The sequence below is a fragment of the Sphingomonas sp. DG1-23 genome (assembly GCF_030730875.1).
Lineage (GTDB): Bacteria > Pseudomonadota > Alphaproteobacteria > Sphingomonadales > Sphingomonadaceae > Sphingomonas.
Window position 1 is genome coordinate 281,724 of sequence record NZ_JAVAMA010000001.1, and the last position, 20,918, is coordinate 302,641.

The 20,918-nt window shown below is 67.3% G+C and carries 19 protein-coding genes and 1 tRNA gene; 7 read left to right on the forward strand and 13 right to left on the reverse strand.

What is annotated here, in order from left to right:
- Together hrcA and Q9Q95_RS01165 are read right to left on the reverse strand one after the other, a co-directional pair.
- Complete coding sequence (hrcA, locus tag Q9Q95_RS01160) at positions 1 to 1,044, reverse strand: heat-inducible transcriptional repressor HrcA (RefSeq protein ID WP_306093223.1); 1,044 nt, start codon at positions 1,042 to 1,044, stop codon at positions 1 to 3.
- Positions 1,045 to 1,171: 127 nt separating this feature from the next.
- Positions 1,172 to 1,672, reverse strand: coding sequence for a DUF6438 domain-containing protein (locus tag Q9Q95_RS01165; protein ID WP_306093224.1), 501 nt, complete (start codon positions 1,670 to 1,672; stop codon positions 1,172 to 1,174).
- 86 nt (positions 1,673 to 1,758) lie between these two features.
- Here Q9Q95_RS01165 and rph point away from each other — a divergent pair, with 86 nt between their 5' ends.
- Together rph and rdgB are read left to right on the forward strand one after the other, a co-directional pair.
- The gene (rph, locus tag Q9Q95_RS01170) at positions 1,759 to 2,472 is read left to right on the forward strand and encodes a ribonuclease PH (RefSeq protein WP_306093225.1); all 714 of its coding nucleotides are present in this window, start codon (positions 1,759 to 1,761) and stop codon (positions 2,470 to 2,472) included.
- Positions 2,469 to 3,113: an RdgB/HAM1 family non-canonical purine NTP pyrophosphatase gene (rdgB, locus tag Q9Q95_RS01175; RefSeq protein ID WP_306093226.1), complete on the forward strand. Its 645-nt coding sequence runs from the start codon at positions 2,469 to 2,471 to the stop codon at positions 3,111 to 3,113. The genes rph and rdgB overlap by 4 nt, the downstream gene beginning before the upstream one ends.
- 139 nt (positions 3,114 to 3,252) lie before the next feature.
- Here the strand turns inward: rdgB and Q9Q95_RS01180 are convergent, their stop codons facing one another.
- The 3 genes from Q9Q95_RS01180 to Q9Q95_RS01190 all read right to left on the reverse strand — a co-directional run bounded on the left by Q9Q95_RS01180 (position 3,253) and on the right by Q9Q95_RS01190 (position 7,377).
- Positions 3,253 to 5,967 (reverse strand): Tat pathway signal sequence domain protein, encoded by a 2,715-nt coding sequence (locus Q9Q95_RS01180; RefSeq protein WP_306093227.1) that lies wholly within the window; start codon positions 5,965 to 5,967, stop codon positions 3,253 to 3,255.
- Positions 5,968 to 5,976: 9 nt separating this feature from the next.
- The gene (locus tag Q9Q95_RS01185) at positions 5,977 to 6,612 is read right to left on the reverse strand and encodes a DUF6250 domain-containing protein (protein ID WP_306093228.1); all 636 of its coding nucleotides are present in this window, start codon (positions 6,610 to 6,612) and stop codon (positions 5,977 to 5,979) included.
- Between the two features lie 243 nt (positions 6,613 to 6,855).
- The gene (locus tag Q9Q95_RS01190; protein WP_306093229.1) at positions 6,856 to 7,377 is read right to left on the reverse strand and encodes a nuclear transport factor 2 family protein; all 522 of its coding nucleotides are present in this window, start codon (positions 7,375 to 7,377) and stop codon (positions 6,856 to 6,858) included.
- 50 nt (positions 7,378 to 7,427) lie between these two features.
- On the opposite strand from Q9Q95_RS01190, the gene Q9Q95_RS01195 reads away from it, so the two are divergent.
- Positions 7,428 to 8,414: a LysR family transcriptional regulator gene (locus Q9Q95_RS01195; RefSeq protein WP_306093230.1), complete on the forward strand. Its 987-nt coding sequence runs from the start codon at positions 7,428 to 7,430 to the stop codon at positions 8,412 to 8,414.
- 58 nt (positions 8,415 to 8,472) lie between these two features.
- Here the strand turns inward: Q9Q95_RS01195 and Q9Q95_RS01200 are convergent.
- A tRNA-Tyr gene (locus Q9Q95_RS01200) sits at positions 8,473 to 8,559 on the reverse strand.
- 121 nt (positions 8,560 to 8,680) lie between these two features.
- On the opposite strand from Q9Q95_RS01200, the gene Q9Q95_RS01205 reads away from it, so the two are divergent.
- On the forward strand, positions 8,681 to 10,291 hold the full coding sequence (locus Q9Q95_RS01205) for a M20/M25/M40 family metallo-hydrolase (RefSeq protein WP_306093231.1): 1,611 nt from the start codon (positions 8,681 to 8,683) through the stop codon (positions 10,289 to 10,291).
- On the forward strand, positions 10,291 to 11,037 hold the full coding sequence (gene rlmB, locus Q9Q95_RS01210; protein WP_306093232.1) for a 23S rRNA (guanosine(2251)-2'-O)-methyltransferase RlmB: 747 nt from the start codon (positions 10,291 to 10,293) through the stop codon (positions 11,035 to 11,037). Before Q9Q95_RS01205 ends, rlmB begins: the two co-directional genes overlap by 1 nt.
- Positions 11,038 to 11,418: 381 nt before the next feature.
- Here rlmB and Q9Q95_RS01215 read toward each other — a convergent pair whose 3' ends face one another.
- The gene (locus tag Q9Q95_RS01215) at positions 11,419 to 11,736 is read right to left on the reverse strand and encodes a 2Fe-2S iron-sulfur cluster-binding protein (RefSeq protein ID WP_306093233.1); all 318 of its coding nucleotides are present in this window, start codon (positions 11,734 to 11,736) and stop codon (positions 11,419 to 11,421) included.
- A 63-nt stretch (positions 11,737 to 11,799) separates the two neighbouring features.
- On the opposite strand from Q9Q95_RS01215, the gene Q9Q95_RS01220 reads away from it, so the two are divergent.
- Positions 11,800 to 12,423 carry a DNA-3-methyladenine glycosylase gene (locus tag Q9Q95_RS01220; RefSeq protein WP_306093234.1) on the forward strand — a complete coding sequence of 208 codons (624 nt, stop codon included), beginning with the start codon at positions 11,800 to 11,802 and terminating at the stop codon, positions 12,421 to 12,423.
- A 233-nt stretch (positions 12,424 to 12,656) separates the two neighbouring features.
- A complete protein-coding gene (locus Q9Q95_RS01225) occupies positions 12,657 to 13,400 on the forward strand; it encodes a Crp/Fnr family transcriptional regulator (protein ID WP_306093235.1) in 744 nt (247 codons plus the stop codon).
- Positions 13,401 to 13,410: 10 nt separating this feature from the next.
- Here Q9Q95_RS01225 and Q9Q95_RS01230 read toward each other — a convergent pair whose 3' ends face one another.
- The 6 genes from Q9Q95_RS01230 to Q9Q95_RS01255 all read right to left on the reverse strand — a co-directional run bounded on the left by Q9Q95_RS01230 (position 13,411) and on the right by Q9Q95_RS01255 (position 20,855).
- Positions 13,411 to 14,304, reverse strand: a complete 894-nt coding sequence (locus Q9Q95_RS01230; protein ID WP_306093236.1) for an ROK family protein — start codon at positions 14,302 to 14,304, stop codon at positions 13,411 to 13,413.
- Positions 14,305 to 14,433: 129 nt separating this feature from the next.
- Entirely contained in the window at positions 14,434 to 15,375 is a 942-nt protein-coding gene (locus Q9Q95_RS01235; RefSeq protein WP_306093237.1) for an N-acetylglucosamine kinase, read from the reverse strand.
- A complete protein-coding gene (locus Q9Q95_RS01240) occupies positions 15,372 to 16,514 on the reverse strand; it encodes an SIS domain-containing protein (protein ID WP_306093238.1) in 1,143 nt (380 codons plus the stop codon). The genes Q9Q95_RS01235 and Q9Q95_RS01240 overlap by 4 nt, the downstream gene beginning before the upstream one ends.
- Positions 16,507 to 17,790 (reverse strand): D-tagatose-bisphosphate aldolase, class II, non-catalytic subunit, encoded by a 1,284-nt coding sequence (locus Q9Q95_RS01245; protein ID WP_306093239.1) that lies wholly within the window; start codon positions 17,788 to 17,790, stop codon positions 16,507 to 16,509. Before Q9Q95_RS01245 ends, Q9Q95_RS01240 begins: the two co-directional genes overlap by 8 nt.
- A 69-nt stretch (positions 17,791 to 17,859) precedes the next feature.
- Entirely contained in the window at positions 17,860 to 18,768 is a 909-nt protein-coding gene (locus Q9Q95_RS01250) for an EamA family transporter (protein WP_306093240.1), read from the reverse strand.
- On the reverse strand, positions 18,765 to 20,855 hold the full coding sequence (locus Q9Q95_RS01255; RefSeq protein ID WP_306093241.1) for a glycoside hydrolase family 36 protein: 2,091 nt from the start codon (positions 20,853 to 20,855) through the stop codon (positions 18,765 to 18,767). The genes Q9Q95_RS01250 and Q9Q95_RS01255 overlap by 4 nt, the downstream gene beginning before the upstream one ends.
- Between the last annotated feature and the right edge of the window lie 63 nt (positions 20,856 to 20,918).

The window sequence follows — 20,918 nt, forward strand, 5'->3', positions numbered from 1 at the left end:
TCAGGCTAATATTCGGGCCAATGTGGCGGCCGTGAAATCCACCATGGGTACGACTCGCGCATAGTTCAACCGCGTTGGGCCGATCACGCCCACCACGCCGACCACGCGCCCGTCGAGCGCACGTACCGGTTTTGCGATCACCGACGAACCCGACAACGCAAAGAGCTTGTTCTCCGATCCGATGAAAATGCGCGTCGCCTCGCCTTCACGGGCGCTGTCGAGCAAGCGGGCGATCTCTTCCTTGCCCTCGAGTTCGTCGAGCAATTGCCGGACGCGGTCGAGATCCTCGGTCGCCGCGGTGTCGATCAGCCGCGCCTGGCCGCGCACGATCAGCACCGGGCGACGGCCGCCATCCTCACTCCACACCGCCAGCCCGCGCTCGACCAAAGCGGCGGCGGCGCTGTTGAGCGCGGCGCGCTGCTGGCGAAGATCGCGCTCGATCCGCGCGCGCGCATCGGCGAGCGTCAGCCCGGCGAGCATCGCGCTCATGTAATTGGCGGCTTGCTGCAGCGCGACCGGATCGATCCCGCCGGGGATCTCGACGACGCGATTCTCGACCGAGCCGTCCTCGCCGACCAGCACCGCGAGCGCGCGATCATGACTGAGCGGCACGAAGCCGAACTGGCGCAGCACCGGCTCGCTTTTGGGGACCAGCACCAGCCCGGCGCAGGCCGACAGGCCCGAAAGCGTGGCGGTGGTATTGGCCAGGGCTTCCTCGACCGGACCCGCCTGCCCGGCCCGCGCCTCGATCGCGGCGCGCTCCTCGGCCGACGGCGCGCTCGCCTGCATCATCCCGTCGACGAACAGGCGAAGCCCCGACTGGGTCGGCATCCGCCCCGCGCTGGTATGCGGCGCGGCGAGCAGTCCGGCTTCCTCGAGATCCTGCATGACGTTGCGGATCGACGCCGGCGACAGGTTGAGCGCCGAGATTTTGGAGATGGTGCGCGATCCGACCGGCGCGCCATTGTCGAGATAGGATTCGACGACGATCCGAAACACGTCGCGCGCGCGATCGGTAAGTTCGTGGATCGGTGGGGTGGTCATGGGCTTCTATGTAGCGCGGTCCGTGCACACGCCAACCTCTCCGTGCTCCCGCGAAAGCAGGAGCCCAGGGTGGAAGAATTCGTCGCTCGTAACTCTGGGCTCCTGCTTTCGCAGGAGCACGGAGCTGTCAGGGCCGCTCCCCAATCAATTCCTGCACCGGCAGCAGCTCGACCGCCCCGCCCAGCGCCTCGGCGAGCGCAGCATTGTCCCGCCGGCAGCCGAGGTAGAAATACAATCCCTGGCTGTCGCCGATCGCCCGCGTCCAGCGAATCTCGACGCTCGGCATGTCGGTCGGCGCGTTCGCGCAATTGGGCTCGCCATGCGCATAGCGGACCTCGCCGCTCGCCGGCCGATAGGGCGCGAGCCTCGCCGCGAAGGCGTCATATTGCGCCCGGCTCAAGGTGAAGCCGCGCTCGCCGGTCACTGCGGTGAAGCGCTTGCCCTCGAATATGCCGGTCCCGTCGGGGCGAACGGTCACGGCATAGACCGGACACCTGCCGAAGCACGGCCCGGTCTCATAGGTGATCGAATCGCCTTCGATGGGGGTCGGTCCGGCCGGCACGCGACTCTCCGGAATGCATCCGGCCAACGCCAGTCCCATCACGCCCAGCCCCAACCATTGCTTCATCGCACCCTCCGGATCGTGCGCCGACACTGGCGCGTTCGCTGTCCACCGTCTACGTGCCCGGATCGACTTTTCAGGAGAATGAACCGATGCGCCCATCCGGCCGCGCCCCCGACGAGATGCGCAGCATCATCATCGAGCCCAATTTCACCCGCCACGCGGAAGGATCGGTGCTGATCGGCTTCGGCGACACGCGCGTGCTGGTGACCGCGAGCATCGAGGAGCGCATTCCGCCCTGGCTGCGCGGCAAAGGCGAGGGCTGGGTCACTGCGGAATATGGCATGCTGCCGCGCGCCACTCACACGCGCGGCCAGCGCGAAGCGGCCAAGGGCAAGCAATCGGGCCGCACCCAGGAGATCCAGCGACTGATCGGCCGCTCCCTGCGCGCGGTGACCGACCTCAAATTGCTCGGCGAGCGCCAGATCACGCTCGATTGCGACGTGATCCAGGCCGATGGCGGCACCCGCACCGCGGCGATCAGCGGCGCATGGGTGGCGTTGCGCATCGCCACCAACAAGCTGTTGACCGCGGGACTGCTCGAAAAGGACCCGATCCTGACTCAGGTCGCGGCGGTGAGCGCCGGCATCTATCAGGGCAATCCGGTGCTCGACCTCGATTATGACGAAGACAGCGCGGCCGACGCCGACGCCAATTTCGTGCTGCTCGCCGACGGCAAGATCGCCGAGGCGCAGGCGACCGCCGAGGGTGCTTGCTATGACGAGGAAGGCCTGCTCCGCCTGCTCCGCCTCGCGCGCATCGGCTGCAACCAGATCTTCGCTGCGCAGTTGAAGGCCCTGCAATGAGCGATCCCGACGAAGGCATTGGGGGCGACACCCCCCAGGCGATCCGCAAGCTGAAGCCCGGCAAGCTGGTGATCGCCAGCCACAATCCGGGTAAGGTGCGCGAGATCAAGGCTTTGCTCGGCCCGTACGGCGTCGAGCCGGTCTCGGCGGCCGAGCTCGATCTGCCCGAGCCCGACGAGACCGGCACGACCTTCGTCGCCAATGCCGAGTTGAAGGCGCTGCAGGCGGCGGACCTTTCGGGCCTGCCCGCGCTCGCCGACGATAGCGGCCTGTGCGTCGAGGCGCTGAACGGCGATCCGGGAATCTTCTCGGCGCGCTGGGCCGGCGAGACCAAAGATTTCGGAATCGCGATGCAGCGGGTCGAGGACAAATTCGCGGCGCTTCCCCCGGAGACCGGCCGCGACGCCCATTTCGTCTGCGCGCTCGCTCTGGCATGGCCCGACGGCCATGTCGAATGGTTCGAGGGCCGCGCCGATGGCGTATTGGTCTGGCCGCCGCGCGGCGCGCGTGGCTTCGGCTATGATCCGATGTTCGTGCCGCACGGCCACGACCTGACCTATGGCGAAATGGATCCCGAGGCCAAACATGCGATGAGCCACCGCGCCGACGCATTCCGGCAATTGGTGGCGGCGGTTTTCTAGTCTCTTAATCCTCCCCCGGAAACCGGGGGAGGTGGCGCCGAAGGCGACGGAGGGGGCCTCTCCCCAAGCGACGCGTTCGCGGAGAAGCCCCCTCCGTCAGGCTGCGCCTGCCACCTCCCCCGCTGCGCGAGGGAGGATTTTACGGCCGATACCCCGGCGGCTGCTCCGGGTTGGCCTGATCGGTCCGCGGCGCCCGCGTCGGGATCGGGACTGCGTCCAGCGCCTCGGGCACCAGCGCCAGCGTCTGGATCGCGGCGAGCCCCCATTGCGCCGCACCGTTGGTCGACACGCCCGGCCATTCGACCACCCCGCCGGGCAGCGTCACCCGCGGATCGCCCTTGACCATGCGCATCCCCGCCTCGCCCGAATAGAATTCCGCCGCCGCGCGCCGCGCGAGGCCGGCATCCCCCGTCGCTTTCGCGACATAGGCGGTAAGCCGCGAATGGCCCTGCTTGAGGTTGCGCCCGCCATAGGGCCGGTCGAACCGCGCGGCCCATTCGTCGCGCGGCACATTGTACCAGCGGCAATAATCGAGCCACGCCGTGCGGAAGCGCGGCACATCGATCAGCTCGATCAATTCGGCCTGGATCTCGACCGCGCCGAACACCGAATTGAGGTGCGAGATGCCGACATTGTCGCGGATCAGGAAGCGCCCGCTCGCCAGATCATAAGGCGCCCCACCGGTCAGCCAGCCATTCGGCATGCGGCCGATGCTGTCCATCCCCGCGGCGATGCGGTCGCGCCACTTCCTGTCGCCGGTACGTTCCCATTCGGTGAGCCACGCGCCCGCGCACACCGCCCAGGTGGTGCCGAACGCCATCTGGATCACCCCCTCGGGCAATTGCTCCTTCGGCGCACCGGTCTTCCGCCCGATCTCGACATGCGCGAGCGTCTGTTCGGAATCGACCAACGCCCGCATCAGATCGCCGACCCGCTCGTCGGCGGTGAGATAATAGAAGATCCGGCGATAGGCGGCGTTGCTGACCCGCGGCTGCTTCGAGCTGTCGCTCCAATGCTGGACGCCGTGGCGCGTGCCGAGCCCCTTGAAGCGGCCGAGATGATAGACATCGACCTCGCCGGTGTGTCGGGTCATGGCCTCGGCGAGCCGCCAGCTCTTCGCATCGCCCGAACGCAACGCCGCGTACCACAGCCACAGATCGGTCGAGAGCTCGCTATTGTCCCAGGCGAACCCGCCAATGTCATATTTCCACTGGTGCCGGTCCGAATCGTAGCTGTGCATCACGTCGCCATGATCCCAGAAGCCGTACCAGCTGCGCCGATCGACTTCGCCGGCGTAGAAGTCGATCAGATGGGTCAGCTGGTCCTCGATCAGCGCGCGGGCGGGAGTCGAGCGGTCGGGCAGCCCCCAGTCGCCGAACACGCCGGCGGCATGAAGATGCGCGGGCTCCGCCATCAGTTGCGGCGGTGTCGCCGCGGCGCGGGCGAGCGCCTGCAGGCGCGGCGTCCCGGGCGTTGCGTCGAATGCCCAGAGCATCAGCTCGCTGGTCCGCGCTATCCCTTTCGGATCGTCCCAGCCAGGTTCGTAATCCTCATAGGTGATATCGAGACCCTGATTCTGCGCGGCGTACCCCTCCATCCCCATCGTGCCATGATAGGGCCGAACGTCCATCGGCCGGGCGTCGGGCGACCAGAGCCACGCCGTCAGGCTCGCGCTGTCAGAAGCGGCATCGCGAATGTCGATCTGGGTCGGGTGACGCTGCCAGAAATAGCGCACGGCGATCCCCGCCCCGCCCTGCGGCGATCCGACATAGCCGAACCCGGGCGCGCGGCGGCCTTCGTCCGAATCGATCCAGCCATGGCCTTCGCCGGTGCGCTTGGTCAGCGTGAATCCGTTGGCCGAAAGCTGCGACAGGGTGAAATCGCCCCAGGCCGGAATCCGCTCGAGCAATTTACCGACCGGATCGCGAATCTCCGCCATCGGCACGGCGCGACCCGCGATCTGCGCTTCGCGCACCGATTTGCCGGGATCGCGGCGCAGCCCGGTGAGCGGGCGCACCGCTTCGGCGAACATCGCGTCGTCGGCGGTGGCGAGACGGACATGGCGGTCGTGCAGCGCGCCCCGCATCGGCACGTCGGTGGCCACGCCGAGCGCAGCGATATGGTCGGTCGCGTCGATGTCGAGGACGAAGCTGTGGACCACACGCAACGCGTCCGAGCCGGCATAGGCGTAGAGCCGCACCACGAAGGGCAGCACCGCGCGGCCGCCGCCGACATGATGCCCTTCCAGCCGCACCACCGCACGCACCGGCCCCTTCTGTTCGATCACCGCGCGTTCGATCCTGCCGCTCAGCACGACGCGCTCGCCCTCGGGCGATCCGGCGCGAATCTCGCCGACCAGCCGGGCATTGGCGAGCAATTTCCGCTCGCCGATTCGCGCGGACCGCACCATGGCAGCGCCGCTGCGCGCCATCTCCCATTCGAGCGCCCCCGAACGGATCACGATCGCGTCCTCCGTTTCGCGCACCGACACCGGCCCCTCGGGCAGCGCCGGACGGCCGCGGGCGACCACCAGCCCATCGCCCCCCGCCCCTGCGGCCAATGCATGCGCGGTCCATTTGATCGAACCATCGGGCCAATACGCCGTCGGCCAGCTCTGCGACGGCAGTTCGCCGCCCGCGCCGCGCACGTTCAGCGCCTGCCCCTTCGCCAGCGTCCCGCGCGCCCAGGCGATGCCGAAGGTCTGGCCGGTATGGAGCGCCGGTGCGGCGCCGTCGATCCAGCGCAGCGGCACCGCGACGCGCTTGCCCCGCGATTGCGCCAGCGCCGGCACGGCGCCCGCGACGGTCGCGGAGAGGATCGAGCCCTGCATCATCGTGCGTCGCGTCAGGCGCATGTCTCGCTCCTATGGTTTTCCGATGCGCAGATTGCGGATGCGCAAATGACTCTTGGTGGTGCGCAGCGCGAACCAGCCGCGCCGATAGGGTTGGGGATCGTCGAGCGTGAAGATCCGCCGCCCGTCGCGCTCGACGGCAATGTGCCGCCCGTCGGCGATCAGCCGCACGTGCGTCCAGCGATTGGCGACGAGCAGATTTTCTGCCCCCTTGAGGTCGTGCTCCGGGAGCAGGGGCCGGTTTCCCGGCGCGCCGATATAGCGGCGGAACCGCGTCGTGCTGTTCCGGTTGCCGCCGATCCCGACATAATAGGTCCGCAGTTCGTCATATTCGGCGAACGCCCCCGACCGTCGCCTCGCGAACGCCGATCCGCCCCGCGCGCGCGGGTCGCGCGCCATCCAGAAGGCATTGAGGTCGCTGACGGCATCGTTGGCGCCGCCCTCGGATACCGCCAGCGCATCGAAATCGATCGCGACGGGGCCGCGAAGTTCGCGCGGATACCAGAGCGTCAGCCCCGCCGGCGTCTCCACGTCGATGATTTCGCCGAAAGTGACGAACGCCGCCTGCTCGGCCTCGATTTTCCACTGCGTCGTCGCCGGGGGCCGCGCGACGCATCCGCCGAGCAACAGGCCGACACTTCCAAGCATGGAAAGCGCCAGCCTGCGCATCAGAAATGCGGCCTGAAAGCGAGGAACTCGTCCGCGGCGGCGGCAAGGGAGGCGCCGGGGCGTGGCGATCGCGCGCATCCTTTCCTCCCTCCGCCACGCCGGTGCCATCGCTGCGCGCTCCTCGCTCTCAGCAATAGCAGCGCCGCCGGCGATTGAAAGTATCTTCCCTCCATGTGGCATCAATGCTCACATTATGATACTATTACACCTTGCGAAACGGGCTCATGGCTTGCCGAGCGTCACTTTTCCGGCCTGATCGAGCGTCAATCCCTTGACCAGCGGGTCTGCATGCCGATGCGCGAGCCGCCACCCCTCCCGGTCGCGCCGGAAGACCAGCGTGACGCGAAGCGACCAGTCCTGCGCCGGGAGCGACCCGACCGCGACGTGCGCGGCTTCCCTGGCGACGAGCACGATCAGGTCCGCCGCGCGATAGGCAGTCAGAAGCTCGAAAGTCGCGTCGCGCCCGGCCCGAAAGAACCGGCCGATCCGCTGCCATTGTGCGTCGGATGTCGGCACGCCCGTCGGCTGGCCGCCGAACGGGTCCATCAGCGTGAAGTCCGCCGCAAGCTGTATTGCGTTGCGGTAGGCCTTTATGTCGCCTTGCATGAGACTGGCATGAGCGTCTGCGGCGCGCCTGGCCAAGGCCGTCACCTCCGGGTCGTCCGCGACCTTTGCAATGCCGTCGACGGTGCCGATCAACGCCGCGCCGGCGGCGCAGACTGCCCAGATCTGGCTGAACATCATTCGCTTTCTCCATATTGGCCGGCGCGAAGATCCGCGCCGTTGGCCCATGAATGAAGGTGGATAGCTGCTGCATCCAGTGGTACGATTTCACCGATATGCTGCATGAAATTGATCTATCGCGCGCCGACCTCAATCTCCTCGTGCTGTTCGAGACGGTTTTCGAGGAGGGGCATGTCGGCCGGGCGGCCGAACGGCTGAACCTCTCGCCTTCGGCGGTGAGCCACGGCCTTGGGCGGCTGCGGCGGCTGCTCAACGATCCGGCGTTCCTGCGCACCCCGCGCGGCGTCGTGCCGACCGACCGCGCGCGTGCGCTCGCCCCGGCGATCGCCGAGGTGCTGCGCGGCATCCGGTCGATCGTCGCCAACGCCGAGAGTTTCGATCCGGCGCGCTCGACGCGGCGTCTCGTGATCGGCGCACCGGACGGCGTGTCCGCCGTTTTCCTCCAGTCGCTGCTCGGCCTTCTGGTTTCACAAGCGCCGGGCATCGACATCGGCATTCGCCAGTTGCTGCCCGTGGCAGGGGAAACGCTGCCCGAGCGCGCCTGGTCGAGTGTCTTTGCCGATCTCGACGCACGTGCGCTCGATCTCGCGGTGATCCCGGCCGACGAAGCGCCGGCGCGCTTCGAGAAGCGGACGCTGTACCAGGAGGATTTCGTCCTCGCCCTGCGGCGCGATCATCCGTTTCTCGCCGCGCCGTCGATCGACTCCTATTGCGCGTGCAGCCATCTCGTCGTCTCGCTCACCGGCGATCCGCACGGGTTCGTGGACGCGGTGCTCGCGCGCGACGGCCTGTCGCGGCGCGTGGCGTTGACCGTTCCGAACTTCATGTTCGCCGCGGCGATCCTGCCCGACACCGATCTCGTCTGCGCGATACCGCGCCGGTTCGCGGCAATTTACGGCGCGCGGTTCGGGATCGCGATAACGGATCCGCCTCTTCCTCTGGGCCAATTCCGCCTCAACGCCTTCGTACCGAAAGTGGCGCTGGCAGACGCCGGAATCGCCTGGCTGCTGGACCGCCTGGCCGACGCGACGCGCTAGGACCGGACATCCTCGGCGCGGCGCCAATCTTTTCAGAGAATGCCGCCCCGCAGGCGGCTGGTGGACAGGGCTGGATTCGAACCAGCGTACGGGAAACCCGGGCAGATTTACAGTCTGCTGCCTTTAACCACTCGGCCACCTGTCCATGGTGCCGCCAGCGAAGCGAGGCGGTCCAATGCCGAAGCGACCCGGCCCTGTCAACGCCTTGCGCGCAGACCGCGCGCCGCATAGCGTCGCCGGCATTCTTTCAGTTTCGCAGGAGCCTCATGCGCACCGCCGCCGCCATTGCCGCCCTCACCCTTCTCGCTTCGCCGCTCGGCGCCCAATCGGTCGACCGCACCGAAGTGGGGCGTATCCTCGACGAAGGCTTCAACCGTTCCCAGGTGATGCTGACCGTCCAGCATCTCACCGATCATATCGGTCCGCGCCTGACCAATTCGCCCGGCATGCGCGCCGCCGAGGACTGGACCGCGTCGAAATTCCGCGATTGGGGGCTCAGGAACGTCCATAAGGAAGGCTTCGATTTCGGCCGCGGCTGGTGGATCGAGCGGTCGAGCGCGCGCATGGTCAGCCCGCGTCCGATCACCCTCACCGCGATTCCGATCGCATGGACTCCGGCGACCCCGGGCAAGATCAGCGCGCCGGTGATCGTCGCGCCGATCAGCGAGGAGCGCCATTTCGAGCGCTATCGCGGCAAGCTCGCCGGCAAGATCGTGATGGTCACGCTTCCCAATGACGGCTCCGAGCCGGGCGATCCGGCATTCCGGCGCTATAGCGGCGACGAGCTGACCAAGCTCGACGTCTATGATCAGCCCAAATATGATCCCGAGGCGAGCGACCGCCGGATGAAGCGGCTCGATTATACCGCGAAGCTCGATGCCTTTCTGAAGGCCGAAGGCGCGGTCGCTTATGCGGTGATGTCGCCCCGCGACGGCAAACTGGTCCATGGCGCCGGCTATCTGTTCGGCGCCGGCGAGACCCAGCAGGTCCCCGGCGTCGAGATCGCCGCCGAGGATTATCGCCGCCTCGCACGCCTCGCCAAACAAGGACCCGCGGTGGTCGAGCTCGAGAACGTCGTCCATTTCGTCGACACCGACACCAAGGCGTATAACATCATCGCCGACATCCCCGGCAGCGACGCTTCGGGCGCCTATGTCATGGCCGGCGCGCATCTCGATTCGTGGGTCGCAGGCGACGGCGCGGTCGACAACGGCGCCGGTGTCGCGATGGTGATGGAAGCCGCGCGCATCCTCCAGGCGATGGGGGTCAAGCCGAAGCGGACGATCCGTTTCGCACTCTGGTCGGGCGAGGAACAGGGCCTGCTCGGCTCGATGGCCTATGTCGAGCAGCATATCGCGACTCGCCAGCGCAAGCCCGGCGCGCCCGAGACGGGGCTCGCGCGCTTCTATGGCTGGGCCAATCGCTGGCCGATCACCCGCCAGCCCGGCCATGACAAGCTCGCCGCCTATTTCAATCTCGACAACGGATCGGGCAAGATCCGCGGGATCTATGCCGAAGGAAATGCCGCCGCGGTGCCGATCTTCCGCGACTGGTTCGCGCCGTTCGGTTCGATGGGAGCGAACACCGTGGCGATTCGCGGCACCGGCGGCACCGATCACGTCTTCTTCTCGGCGGTCGGCATCCCGGCCTTCCAGTTCGTCCAGGACCCGCTCGATTATGGCAGCCGCCTGCACCACACCAGCATCGACACCTTCGATCACATCAAGCCCGCGGACATGCGCCAGGGCGCAGTGATCCTCGCGAGCTTCCTGCTCAACGCCGCCAACGCCGACAAAGCCTTGCCGCGCAAGCCCTTCCCCACCGAACCGAACGTGACCGATCCGTTCGCCTACCCCAATCCGGATGATCTCGACTGATGGCACGCAAAGGACATCGCCCGAGCAAGGCGCCCGCATCGCGCCCGCGTTTCTATGGTCGCCACGCGGTGCTGGCAGCGCTCGCCAATCCCGAACGCACGGTCCGGAAAATCTGGGGCACGCGCGAAGCGTTGGCCGGGATCGATATCCCGCCGGCGATTCCGATCACCTTTGCCGATGCCGCCGATCTCGGCCGGCTGGTGCCGGGGGACGCGCCGCATCAGGGCCTCGTCGCCGAAGTCGATCCGCTCGAGGAAATCTGGCTCGGCGACCTGCTCGCCCAGGGCAAAGGCGATCAGCGGCCGCTGGTGGTGCTCGATCAGGTCACCGATCCGCACAATGTCGGCGCGGTCCTGCGCTCGGCGGCGGCGTTCGACGCGCTCGGGATCGTCACCCAGGATCGCCACGCGCCGCCCGAATCGGGCGCGCTCGCCCGGGCCGCCTCGGGCACGCTCGAGACCGTGCCGTGGGTGCGGGTGGTCAATCTCGCCCGCGCGCTCGAGGAGATCGCCGAGGCTGGTTTCTGGCGCGTCGGCCTCACCGGCCATGCCGAAGGGACCCTGGCGCAGGTGATGGGCCAGGGCCGGATCGCGCTCGTGCTCGGCGCCGAGGGCGAGGGCATGCGCCAGAACACCGAGGCGCATTGCGACCAGCTCGCGAGGCTGCCGATCTCGGACAAGGTCGAGAGCCTGAACGTGTCGAACGCCGCCGCGGTCGCGCTCTACGCGATCGCGGCGCGGGGGTGACGCTCCAAATCCTCCCTCGCACAGCGAAAGAGGATGCAGCGGCTGCCCCCGGCGCTTGAAAAATAGGATCTGGTCTGCTCGCCTCGGGCGGTCGGCGTTACCGGCCGCTCTTTGACATTGTCGGATCAACCTGTCCGGAAAATCGGGACATGGCGCGCAGGTGACGCGCGGTTGACGCGTCGGCGTCGCGCGCCAGTCGCGTCAGCGTCGCGTGATCGGCGCGTCGGAGTGGCGCCAGCGTCGCGTGGCGGGCGCCAAATCGCGGGCGAGTCAACGACGCTCCGAATTTACGCTTTCGAAACAGCGGCTTGCCGGATTTCGCCGCGAACGGGAATTGATTTCGAGTCAAGCGCGGCGCGCATGACTCTCCCGGCGCCCCGCTCAGTCCTCGGCGGCGATCGTCACCTTGAGGCCGTCCAGCGCATTGGTGAACTGGATCTGGCACGACAGGCGCGAGCGCTCGTCACGGTCCGACGAACTGTCGAGCAAGTCATTCTCGTCCTCGCTCATCGGCGGCAGTTTGGCCGCAAATTCCGGATCGACATGGACGTGGCAGGTCGCGCAACTGCAGCAGCCGCCGCAAATCGCGAGCAATTCGTCGAAGCCGTTGTCGCGGATCACTTCCATCACGCTGAGGCCCGCATCGCCCATGACTTCGCGTTCTTCCCCTTCCCTGGTCACGACGATAAGCTTGGGCATGCAATCCTCCTTGGTCGGACCCGTCCATGCCGCCGAAGTCCCCTCGATTCAAGGATATCGGCCATGGGCCTGAGCCAGGCGCAGCTGAAAGATGCGATCGACGCGCTCGTCGTCGCCGAGCCCGCCTTCGGCGTGGCGCTGACCCGCGCCGGCTATCCGCCGCCGCGCATCCGCGACCGCGGCTACGAGACCCTGTTGCGCACGATCATCGGCCAGCAGGTCAGCGTCGCCGCGGCGCAATCGATCTGGAACAAGCTGGCGGCGGCTTTGGGCGACCTCACCGATCCGGTGATCGTGGCAAATGCCTCGGACGAGACGCTGCGTGCCGTCGGCCTGTCGCGCCAGAAGGTGCTTTATGCGCGCAGTCTCGCCGATGAAGTGACCAGCGGCCGGCTGGATCTCGCCAATCTGCCCGCGGACGACGAGGAAGCGATCGCCGCGCTCACCCGGATCAAGGGCATCGGCCGCTGGTCCGCCGAAATCTATCTGCTCTTCGCCGAGGGACGCCCCGATATCTGGCCGGCGGGCGACCTTGCGGTGCAGATCGAGATCGGCCGGATCCTCGGCCATGCCGAGCGGCCGTCGGAGAAGATGCTGCGCGCATGGTCGCTGCCTTGGCGCCCGCACCGCGGTGCCGCGGCGATCTTCGCATGGCACCATTACAAGATCGACATGGATGTGATTTGACCCCCGCGCGCAAGGCTTATGCAAAGCAAATAGCCGAAATCAGCAGTACTGAGCTATTTGATGCAAATGTCTATTATCGCTCCAATATTCATAGATACTGAAGGCATGGCGTCTTGCCGGGGGCAAGATAGCGACAGCTGCTAGAATTCCTGCTACAGTTCTTGAATCGCCGCAAAGTGGCCTGGCTTGCGGCGACTGAGAGATGCAATGCTCCCGCCAAGATCAGAGCAAGCATGCAGTCTTCCGCCTCGCCTCTCGACTTCGTGGTTCGAAAGCTCGCCACCAGAGTCGCGCTCGACGAACGGGATCGCGCCGCCATTCTCAGCCTGCCGCATGTCGTCCGGACCTGCCCGCCCTCGAGCTACCTCGTCCGCGAGGGCGAATCGCCGCACAAATTCTGCGCGCTGATCCTGTCCGGTTTGGCGTTCCGGCAGAAAAGCACCGCGCAAGGTGCCCGCCAGATCGTCTCGCTGCACTTGCCCGGCGATTTCCTCGACCTCCAGAATCTGTTCCTCGAGATATCCGATCACAATGTGCAGGCGCTGACCGCGCTCGAGACGATCGGGATCGAACGCGATGCGTTGCGGCAGCTCACGCTGCACAACCCGGCGGTCGGCAAGGCGATGTGGACCGAAGCGCAGGTCGAGGCATCGATCTATCGCGAATGGGTGACCAATGTCGGCCGCCGCGACGCGCGATCGCGCATCGCCCATGTACTCTGCGAATTTGCGCTGCGCATGAAGGCAGCCGGCCTGTGCGCCGGCACCCGGTTCGAGCTGCCGGTGACGCAGGAGCAGCTGGCCGACATGGCAGGGCTTACTCCGGTGCATGTGAACCGCACGCTGCGGTCGCTCGTGGAGGACGGGATCGTGCATCGCGACCGGCGCTTCATCGGCTTTTCGAACTGGAGCGAAATCCGCGCGCTCGCCGATTTCAATCCCTTGTATCTGCATCTCGACCAGATCGACCCGGCCTGAGCGACGGCGCTCAGCTGCCGACGGCGCGCATCCCGGTCGCGAGCGCTCCCAACGGCCCCGCCATCGTCCCGAGCCCCGGCGGCCCCAGCCGCGCCTCCAGCGTGTCGGTATAGCCGGCGAGCGAACCATAGCCGCCGAGGCTGTCGGCCAGCCGGGCGCGCAGCCGCGGGAAGAGATGCGCGCGCGCTGCGATCACCCCGCCGCCGATCGCGATCCGCTCGGGCGCGGCGACGGTGACGAGATTGTGGAGCAGCCCGCCCAGATCGTGGACGAACAGCTCCCATTGCGGCCCGTCCTGCGGCAATCGATCGCCGGGGCAGCCGAAACGCTCGGCCAACGCAGGGCCCGAGATCAGCCCTTCGACGCAATCGCCGTGGAAGCGGCACCAGCCGGCAAAATCGTCGCCGGGTGCGCGCGGCACGCGCATATGCCCCGCTTCGCCATGCGCCGCGCCCTGCACCGGCTGGCCGCCGGCGATCAGCCCGACACCGACGCCGGTGCCGATGGTGATATAGGCATGCGTCGTCAGCCCTTGCGCCGCGCCCCAGCGGGCCTCGGCCAGCGCGGCACCGTTGACGTCGGTCTGGAAGCCGATCGGCCTGCGATAGCGCCGCTCCAGCCTGCGGACGAGATCGGTGCCGGTCCAGCCGGGCTTGGTGGTGGCGGTGACTGCGCCGAAATCCGCTGCGGCGGGATCGAGCTGGAGCGGCCCGAAGCTGGCGACTCCGATTGCGTCGAACGTCCATGCGTCGAGCGCCGCCTCGATCGCAGTCAGCGTGGTCTCCGGATCGGTCGTCGGGACCGTCCGCTGCGCGCGTACGTCATCGGGGCCTGTTCCCAGCAATGCGATACATTTGGTGCCGCCAAGTTCGATCCCGGCGATCAACGGAGCAATCGAAGTCATGATCCTCCCGGTAGCTCAGTCGATAGCCGGGGGAAAGCGACGACGAAAAAGGCCGTCCGGCGGCCGGCTCGCCGACGGTGCTGTCGGACGAATCCTGCGGATCAGCCTGAAGGCTGGGACGGGCTTGCTTCAGACGCCGGACATCGCCGACAGCCGACGCGCGTACAGGGCGGCGCCATAGCCGGGTGCGTGCCGGGGCTCCACCGTGACAAAGGCCTGGGTGGCGGCAAGCAAATCGAGGAACGTCTCGCGGACGAATCGCTGCTGCGAAAGCACGCCGCCGGACCAGGATATCGGAGCCGGCATGCCGTCGGGGAAACCAAGTCGGCTCCGGAGCGCGACCGCCAGCTCGAGCAATTCTCGCGCCGCGGCAGTCAGGATCGCGCGGGCGCCCGCATCGCCTTCGTCCGCTGCCTGCGAGACGAGGTTGGCGAGAGCGGCGATCTCCCCCCGCGGCATACCTTGCCCGCCCATCAGGCGCTCGCACAATTCGAGATCGCTGCGCAGCGAGAAGGCCTCGACGATTCGATCGTAAAGCGGCCCCTTCGGCGCGCGACCATCGCTCATTCGCGAAAACAGCGTCAGCCCGCGGATTGCGATCCAGTGCGCCGAACCCTCGTCGCCGAACACCTCGCCCCAGCCGCCGGCCCGCGCGCCTACGCCTTGCCGCTCGCCATAGCCGATCGACCCGGTTCCGGCGACGATGTTGATTCCGTCCTCGCACCCGAGCGAGCCCGCCCAGCCGCAGATCATGTCGTTGCCGCACGCAAAGCGACCATGTCCCAGCACCTCGCCGCATGCCTCGCGTAGCCGCGGGTCGACCGCACTGTCCTCGCCATAAGCGGGCAGGCCGAAAAAGGCGTAGTCGATCCCGGCGGGCACAATCTCCAGCGCCTTGCACACCGTCTCGACGCCTTCCCGAAGCCGCCGCACGGCTTCTTCCACGCCAACCTCCAGATGATAGGTGGTGCCGGTCACCGTTCGGCCGGTGACCCTGCCTTCGCCGTCGATGCAGACGAATTCGGTCTTGGTGCCGCCACCGTCGACACCGAGGAAACAGGATGCGGTCATGCGGACGCGGCGTGGATCCGCACGCCCTGGACGACCCGGTTGACGGTGCCGCTCGCATTGGGACGATCGGGCGTCAGGCCGAGTATCTGCGAGACGCGCAGACCAAGCAGCTGACAGGGGACGATGAACGGGAAGAGGAGATCGGCATCGGCGGCCTGCGCCATGCCGTGAAGCGTGATCTCGGCGCCGTCGGAGGGCTGCGCCGAGAGGACGAGGACCTCGCCGCAGCGCCCGTCGCTGCGCAATTCCTCGACGATATCGAGATCGTACAGGCGCGTGAGCGGGTCATTGGCCACGAACACCACGACCAGCGTCTCGGCATTGACGATCGTCTTGGGACCGTGCCGAAAACCGAGCGCGCTGTCGAAGCAGGTGACCACGGCGCCGTCGCTCAGTTCCATCATCTTCAGTGCGGCCTCGCGCGCGAGACCCTTGAACACGCCGCTGCCCAGATAGGCCACGCGCTTGAAGCCGCTACGGGCAAGCCGTTCGACCAAGGGCGCGGCGCGCGAGATCACGTCGTCGACCGCCGCCGCGATCGTGGACACGCGTGCGTCGAGCACCTCGATTCCGCCGAGGATCGACAGCGCCGCCAGCATCATCGCGCTGAAGCTCGAGGTCATCGCGAAGCCGCGATCGTGCGTCAGCTCCGGCAGCACGACGACATGCGTATTGGCATTGCCGCGCTGGGCCAGCGCGCCCTCTGCGTTGCAGGTCACGATCAGGTGAAACGCCGCGTCGACATGCGCATCCAGCAAATCCACCGCGGCGACGCTTTCCGGGCTTCCGCCCGAGCGGCCGAAGGACACGAGCAGTGTCGGTGTCTCGCGGCGCAGATGGAAAAGCGGGGCGCTGACGATGTCGGTCGTCGCCACTGCCTCGACCGGACGGCCGAGCAGCTGCGACAGCCATGGCGCGAGGCATTCGCCGACAAAGGCCGAAGTGCCCGCGCCGGTGAGTACGATGCGAAGATCGGACCGGGCCAGCAGCGGCGCGACGAAACCGTGGATCTCCGCCTGCTGCGCGCGCAGCAGCGCCTGCGTCGCCCGCAGCGTTTCGGGTTGCTGCTCGATCTCCCGCTGCGTCCAGGGCACGGATTTCAGATCCTCGTTGTCCGTTACGAGAAGAGTGTCAGGCATGAGGATAGCAAGCTCCGTGATAGGCATCGAGCGCCGCGCCGATATGCGCGATGACAAGCTCGGCAGGATCGAGTGCGGCCTGGCCGGATCGCACCGCCGCATAGGCCAGCGGCAGATATTGGCTGACCAGTGCCAGCGGCGGCGCGGCTTCGCGCAAGTTGGCGAACAGCCGTTCCTGCGCGGCGGCGATTTCGGGATCGGGCCAATAGTAACGAACCCGGTCGGACAGGCTGTATTGCAGCTGCAGCGTCAGCGCGTCGCCGGCGGCGTGATAATATTTCTGCCAGTTTTTCGGTTCGGCCCGCATCCGGACGAGCGTGACGTCGCGAAGATTTGCTCGGCGCTCGGGCGCCACCGTCTCGCGCTCGATCGCATCGAGCGCCCAGAGCGCCTCGCGCAGCGCGAAGGTAACGCCAGGGCCGACCTTGAGGATCGCGAAATGATCGCGCACCAGCGCCGAGAGCGCGCCCGCGGTCTGATAATCGGTCGAATGCGCCTCGAACACGAGGTGGTCGACGGGTTTGATCGCCTGGCTGAGCGCGACGGCGCGGTCAGGGCGATAATCGACCACCTTGTCGTGATCGAACTCGACGCCCGGCTGCACTACCGTCGCGATCACGCGCTCCCAGGCAGCGGCAAGGCCCAGATCGCGAAACAGGTCGCGATGCATGTCGACCGTCGCGATGGCCGCGTCGGGCGTGGTCACGGCGAGTTCCTCGAGATCCTCGGCCGCGCCCCCCGGCACCGGCACCTCGGTCCCGATGACATAGACCGGCGCGTCGGCGGCAGGGCCGGCATAGGCCTTCTCGGCCGCAGCGCACAGCCGCGCCGCACGCTCGGCGATGGTCCGCTCGGGCAAGGGCACGGGATCGTCGGCGCAGCTCATCGAACAATCGAGATGGATCTTGCGGAAGCCGGCGCGGACATAGTCCGCGACCATGATCTCGGCCTTGTCCATCGCCTGCGCGGCGGGAAGCGCGGTCCACGCATTGGGGCCGAGATGATCGCCGCCCAGCACCAGCCGATCGAGCGGAAAGCCCGTCCGCGTCGCGATCGTCTGCACGAAGGTCCGGAAGTCGTCCGGGACCATGCCGGTATAGCCGCCGTCCTGATTGACCTGATTGGAGGTCGCCTCGATCAGCACCACCGGCTGCGCGGTCCGTAGCGCGTGGCGAAACGTCGCCTCGATGACCAGCGGATGCGCCGAACAGACCGAGGTCACCCCGATCGGCTCCCCCGTTTTGTGCCGCAGCACGATATCGCGAATCAATTCCACTTCGGCTCCTTTGCCCGATCGACATAATGCGATTCGACCCGAAACACAATAAAGCGAAATATAACGAAACTAGATAGCTTCACCAATAGATTTCGCTTCCGCGTCGGGTTCGAGCGCGAGGAGCAGCGACGCAATCAGGGCGAGCGCGATGCCGAGCGTCTTGAGAGGACCCGGCACCACGCCGAGAAGGACCAGCGAGAGCAACGCCGTGGCGAGTGGCGCACCGGCATTCGCGAGCGGCGCGACGATGATCGCCTTGCCGTAGCGAAAGGCGAACACCAGAGTCAGCGCGCCGATCGCGTTGAGCGACTGGATGAGGACGGCAAGCCACGGACCGTCGAGGCCCCAGTTGATCGGCGCGCGGAAGTCGGTCATCGCCCACGCGACCGGGGCCAGCATCAGTCCGGAAATCGTCATGTAGACGAAGATGCTCTCGGCCGAGGTGACCTGATTGGCCGCCTTCATGAAATAGGCCTGCACTCCCCAGCACAGCATCACGATCAGGGCAGGCACCAGCCAGGTCAGCGATGTTCCCGCTGCGCCGCCGGGCGCGAAGTCGAAGGTCGGCAGCGCGAGCAAGGCGAGGATGATCCCGATCGCGCCCAGCCGGCCAGTGCGCTCGCCGATCAGCGCTGCCGAGAGCGCGATCGTCACTACCGGCGACAGCGAGATGACCGGGAAGATGAGATAGGCGGGCCCGCGCGCGACCGCGTAGAACAGCAGCATCTGGCCGCCCGCGCCAAGCAGGCCGATTGCGAGGCCATAGCCGATCGCACGCGGCGAGCGGTCGAGCTGCCATCCGGCCTGGGCCAGCACCACCAGGGCCGGCGGGATCATGGTCAGCGCCCACACGCAATAGACCAGAGTCTCCGGAAAGCCGCGCTGCGGCGACAGGCCCGAAAACGCGCCCCAGATGCCCCAGAGCGCCACGGTGATCAGCGCATTGACGAGCCAGGCGCGGCTCGAGACCGCGGTCATGCCGCGCCTCCGGCGACGGGCGTGGCACGCACCAGCAGGAAGTGTTCGAACGAGGCGCGGATCACGCCCTGGTCGCGCGACGCGGTGCCGAGCGCGGCATTGGTGAAGCCGTTGGCCAGCGTGTAGCGCCCCTCGCCGAGGCCGCGTAGCGCGATCGGTCCGTCCCATTTGTCGGCGAAGAAGGCGTAATGCACCACCCCGTCCTTCTCGATCGCATGGCCCTCGGGTTTGTCGAAGCCGATGTCGTAGAGGCCGCCGAGATATTTGCCCCTGGCGAGCATGTTGGCGCGATAGAGATCAATCCACTTGCGCCACAGCGCTTCCTTTTCCGCGGTGAGCACGAAGCCGCCGGGCGGCAATTTGTCGGTCGGGTTGGTCGTATCGGCGGGCCAGGTGAATTTGGTCGAGGGGATCGCGCCGATGCCATAGGTCGAGGCGAAGTCGTTGCGACCGTCGCTGAGCTCGACATGGTCGCCGCTATAGGGCGCCGACGGCCCCATCAGCGCCTTGAAAGTCTTGCCCTTCGAGCGGACCTGCCACGACGAAGTGGGGTCGGACGCCGGGGTGTTGTTGGTCGCGGGCAGATTGTGGAACGCGAAGCTGTCGCCGCACGGGCAGATCTCGACGATCGCCTCGCGATTGATCGCGACCGCCTCGTCGTAGATCGCCTTCCAGAAATCCTGGAGCTTCTCGAACGATTCCTCGGGCCGTTCATGCTTGTGCGCGGGATTGTGACAGGGCGCGACCGCGTTGAGATGCTGGCCGTCGAGCTTGAGCCCTTCGAAGCCCCAATCGCCGATGATTCGGCGGACGAGCGCGCGGTGATAGTCGATGACGGGCTGATAGGCGGGGCACAAAGTATAGGCGTTCCACCAGGTGACGTCCTGCTTCGCGCCGCTGCGATCGAGGATCAGCATGTCGGGGCGGTCGCGCAGCAGATCGGTGCCCGGATCCACCGCGAGCGGCGCCAGCCACAGCCGTGGACGCATGCCGTCGGCCTTGATGCGATCGGCAAAGGCCTTCATGTCGGCGTCGCCGCGCGGGAATTTGGTGCGGTCGACCTTCCAGTCGCCCTCCGAGGTCTGCCAGCCGTCGTCGAGCACGGCCCATTCGAACCCGAGCGCCCTGGCCTTGGGCAAAGTCCCATAGACCTGTTCGGTAGTGAAGTTGCGCTCATAGCCCCACGCGCACCAGATCGGACCATAGCTCGATTCGGGGATCGCCGGGGCCGCCAGCCCGCGCTCGGCCATGATCCGGCGATAGGCGTCGAGCGGGCGGAAATGGTCGCCCTCATGCGCCATCAGCAAAACAGTCGGCAGCGCCAGCGTCGCGCCGGGCGCGAACTGCATCTGCGCGTCGCCCGAAATGCCGATACGGGTGCCGCCCGGCTGCGCCGTCACCGGCAGCGCGACGAGCCGCGGCACCGTCTCGACATGCCCGACCGCGAGACCCACGTCGCGGCGCCAGACCACGGCCACCGGGGTGCCGCCGCCATAATCCGAACTGTTCATCCCCATGAAGTTGCGCTGGTCGAACCCCGGCTTGACCGGTTGCACCCAATCGCGCCGATCGGGGTGCGACGCGCCGGCGAAGGTCCATGCGCCGTCGCGGTGCGCAAGCAGATCGTGCGTGGCGAGCTGCCAGCCGGTGACCGCGATCGGCGCGGTGCCGGTGTTGCGGAAGCGCGCGTCGTACAGCGCCAGCCCGGGATAGCGGTCGAAAAAGGTGACCGACAGCTGCAGTTCGATTCCACCGCCGGCGGTGGCGCGAATCCGATGCTGCCGACCCTTCCCGTGCGGCCCGTCGGCGGCCGCCTCGGCGTGATCGAGGAACAGGAAGCGGTCGATCGGGCCGCGATCGGTGCGCAGCGTCGCCGCAGCGGCTGCCGAGGTCACTACCCGGCCGCCGTGCGACAGCTGCGATCGCATCGCCGCGTCGAACGCGATCGTCAGCGCGCCGTCGGACAGGCGAACCCCCGTGGGCGCCGCGGCCCAGGCCTTGCCGCCGATCGCGGGCGCGGCGACCATAGCGCCGCTCGCCATCAGCGAGCGCAGCATCGCGCGGCGGGTGACGGGGCTTGGCGGCATCTTTCTCTCCCACGCAGGCGGCGACACCCCCGGGGCGACGGCCGTTCGAGAAAGAGCTTGCAC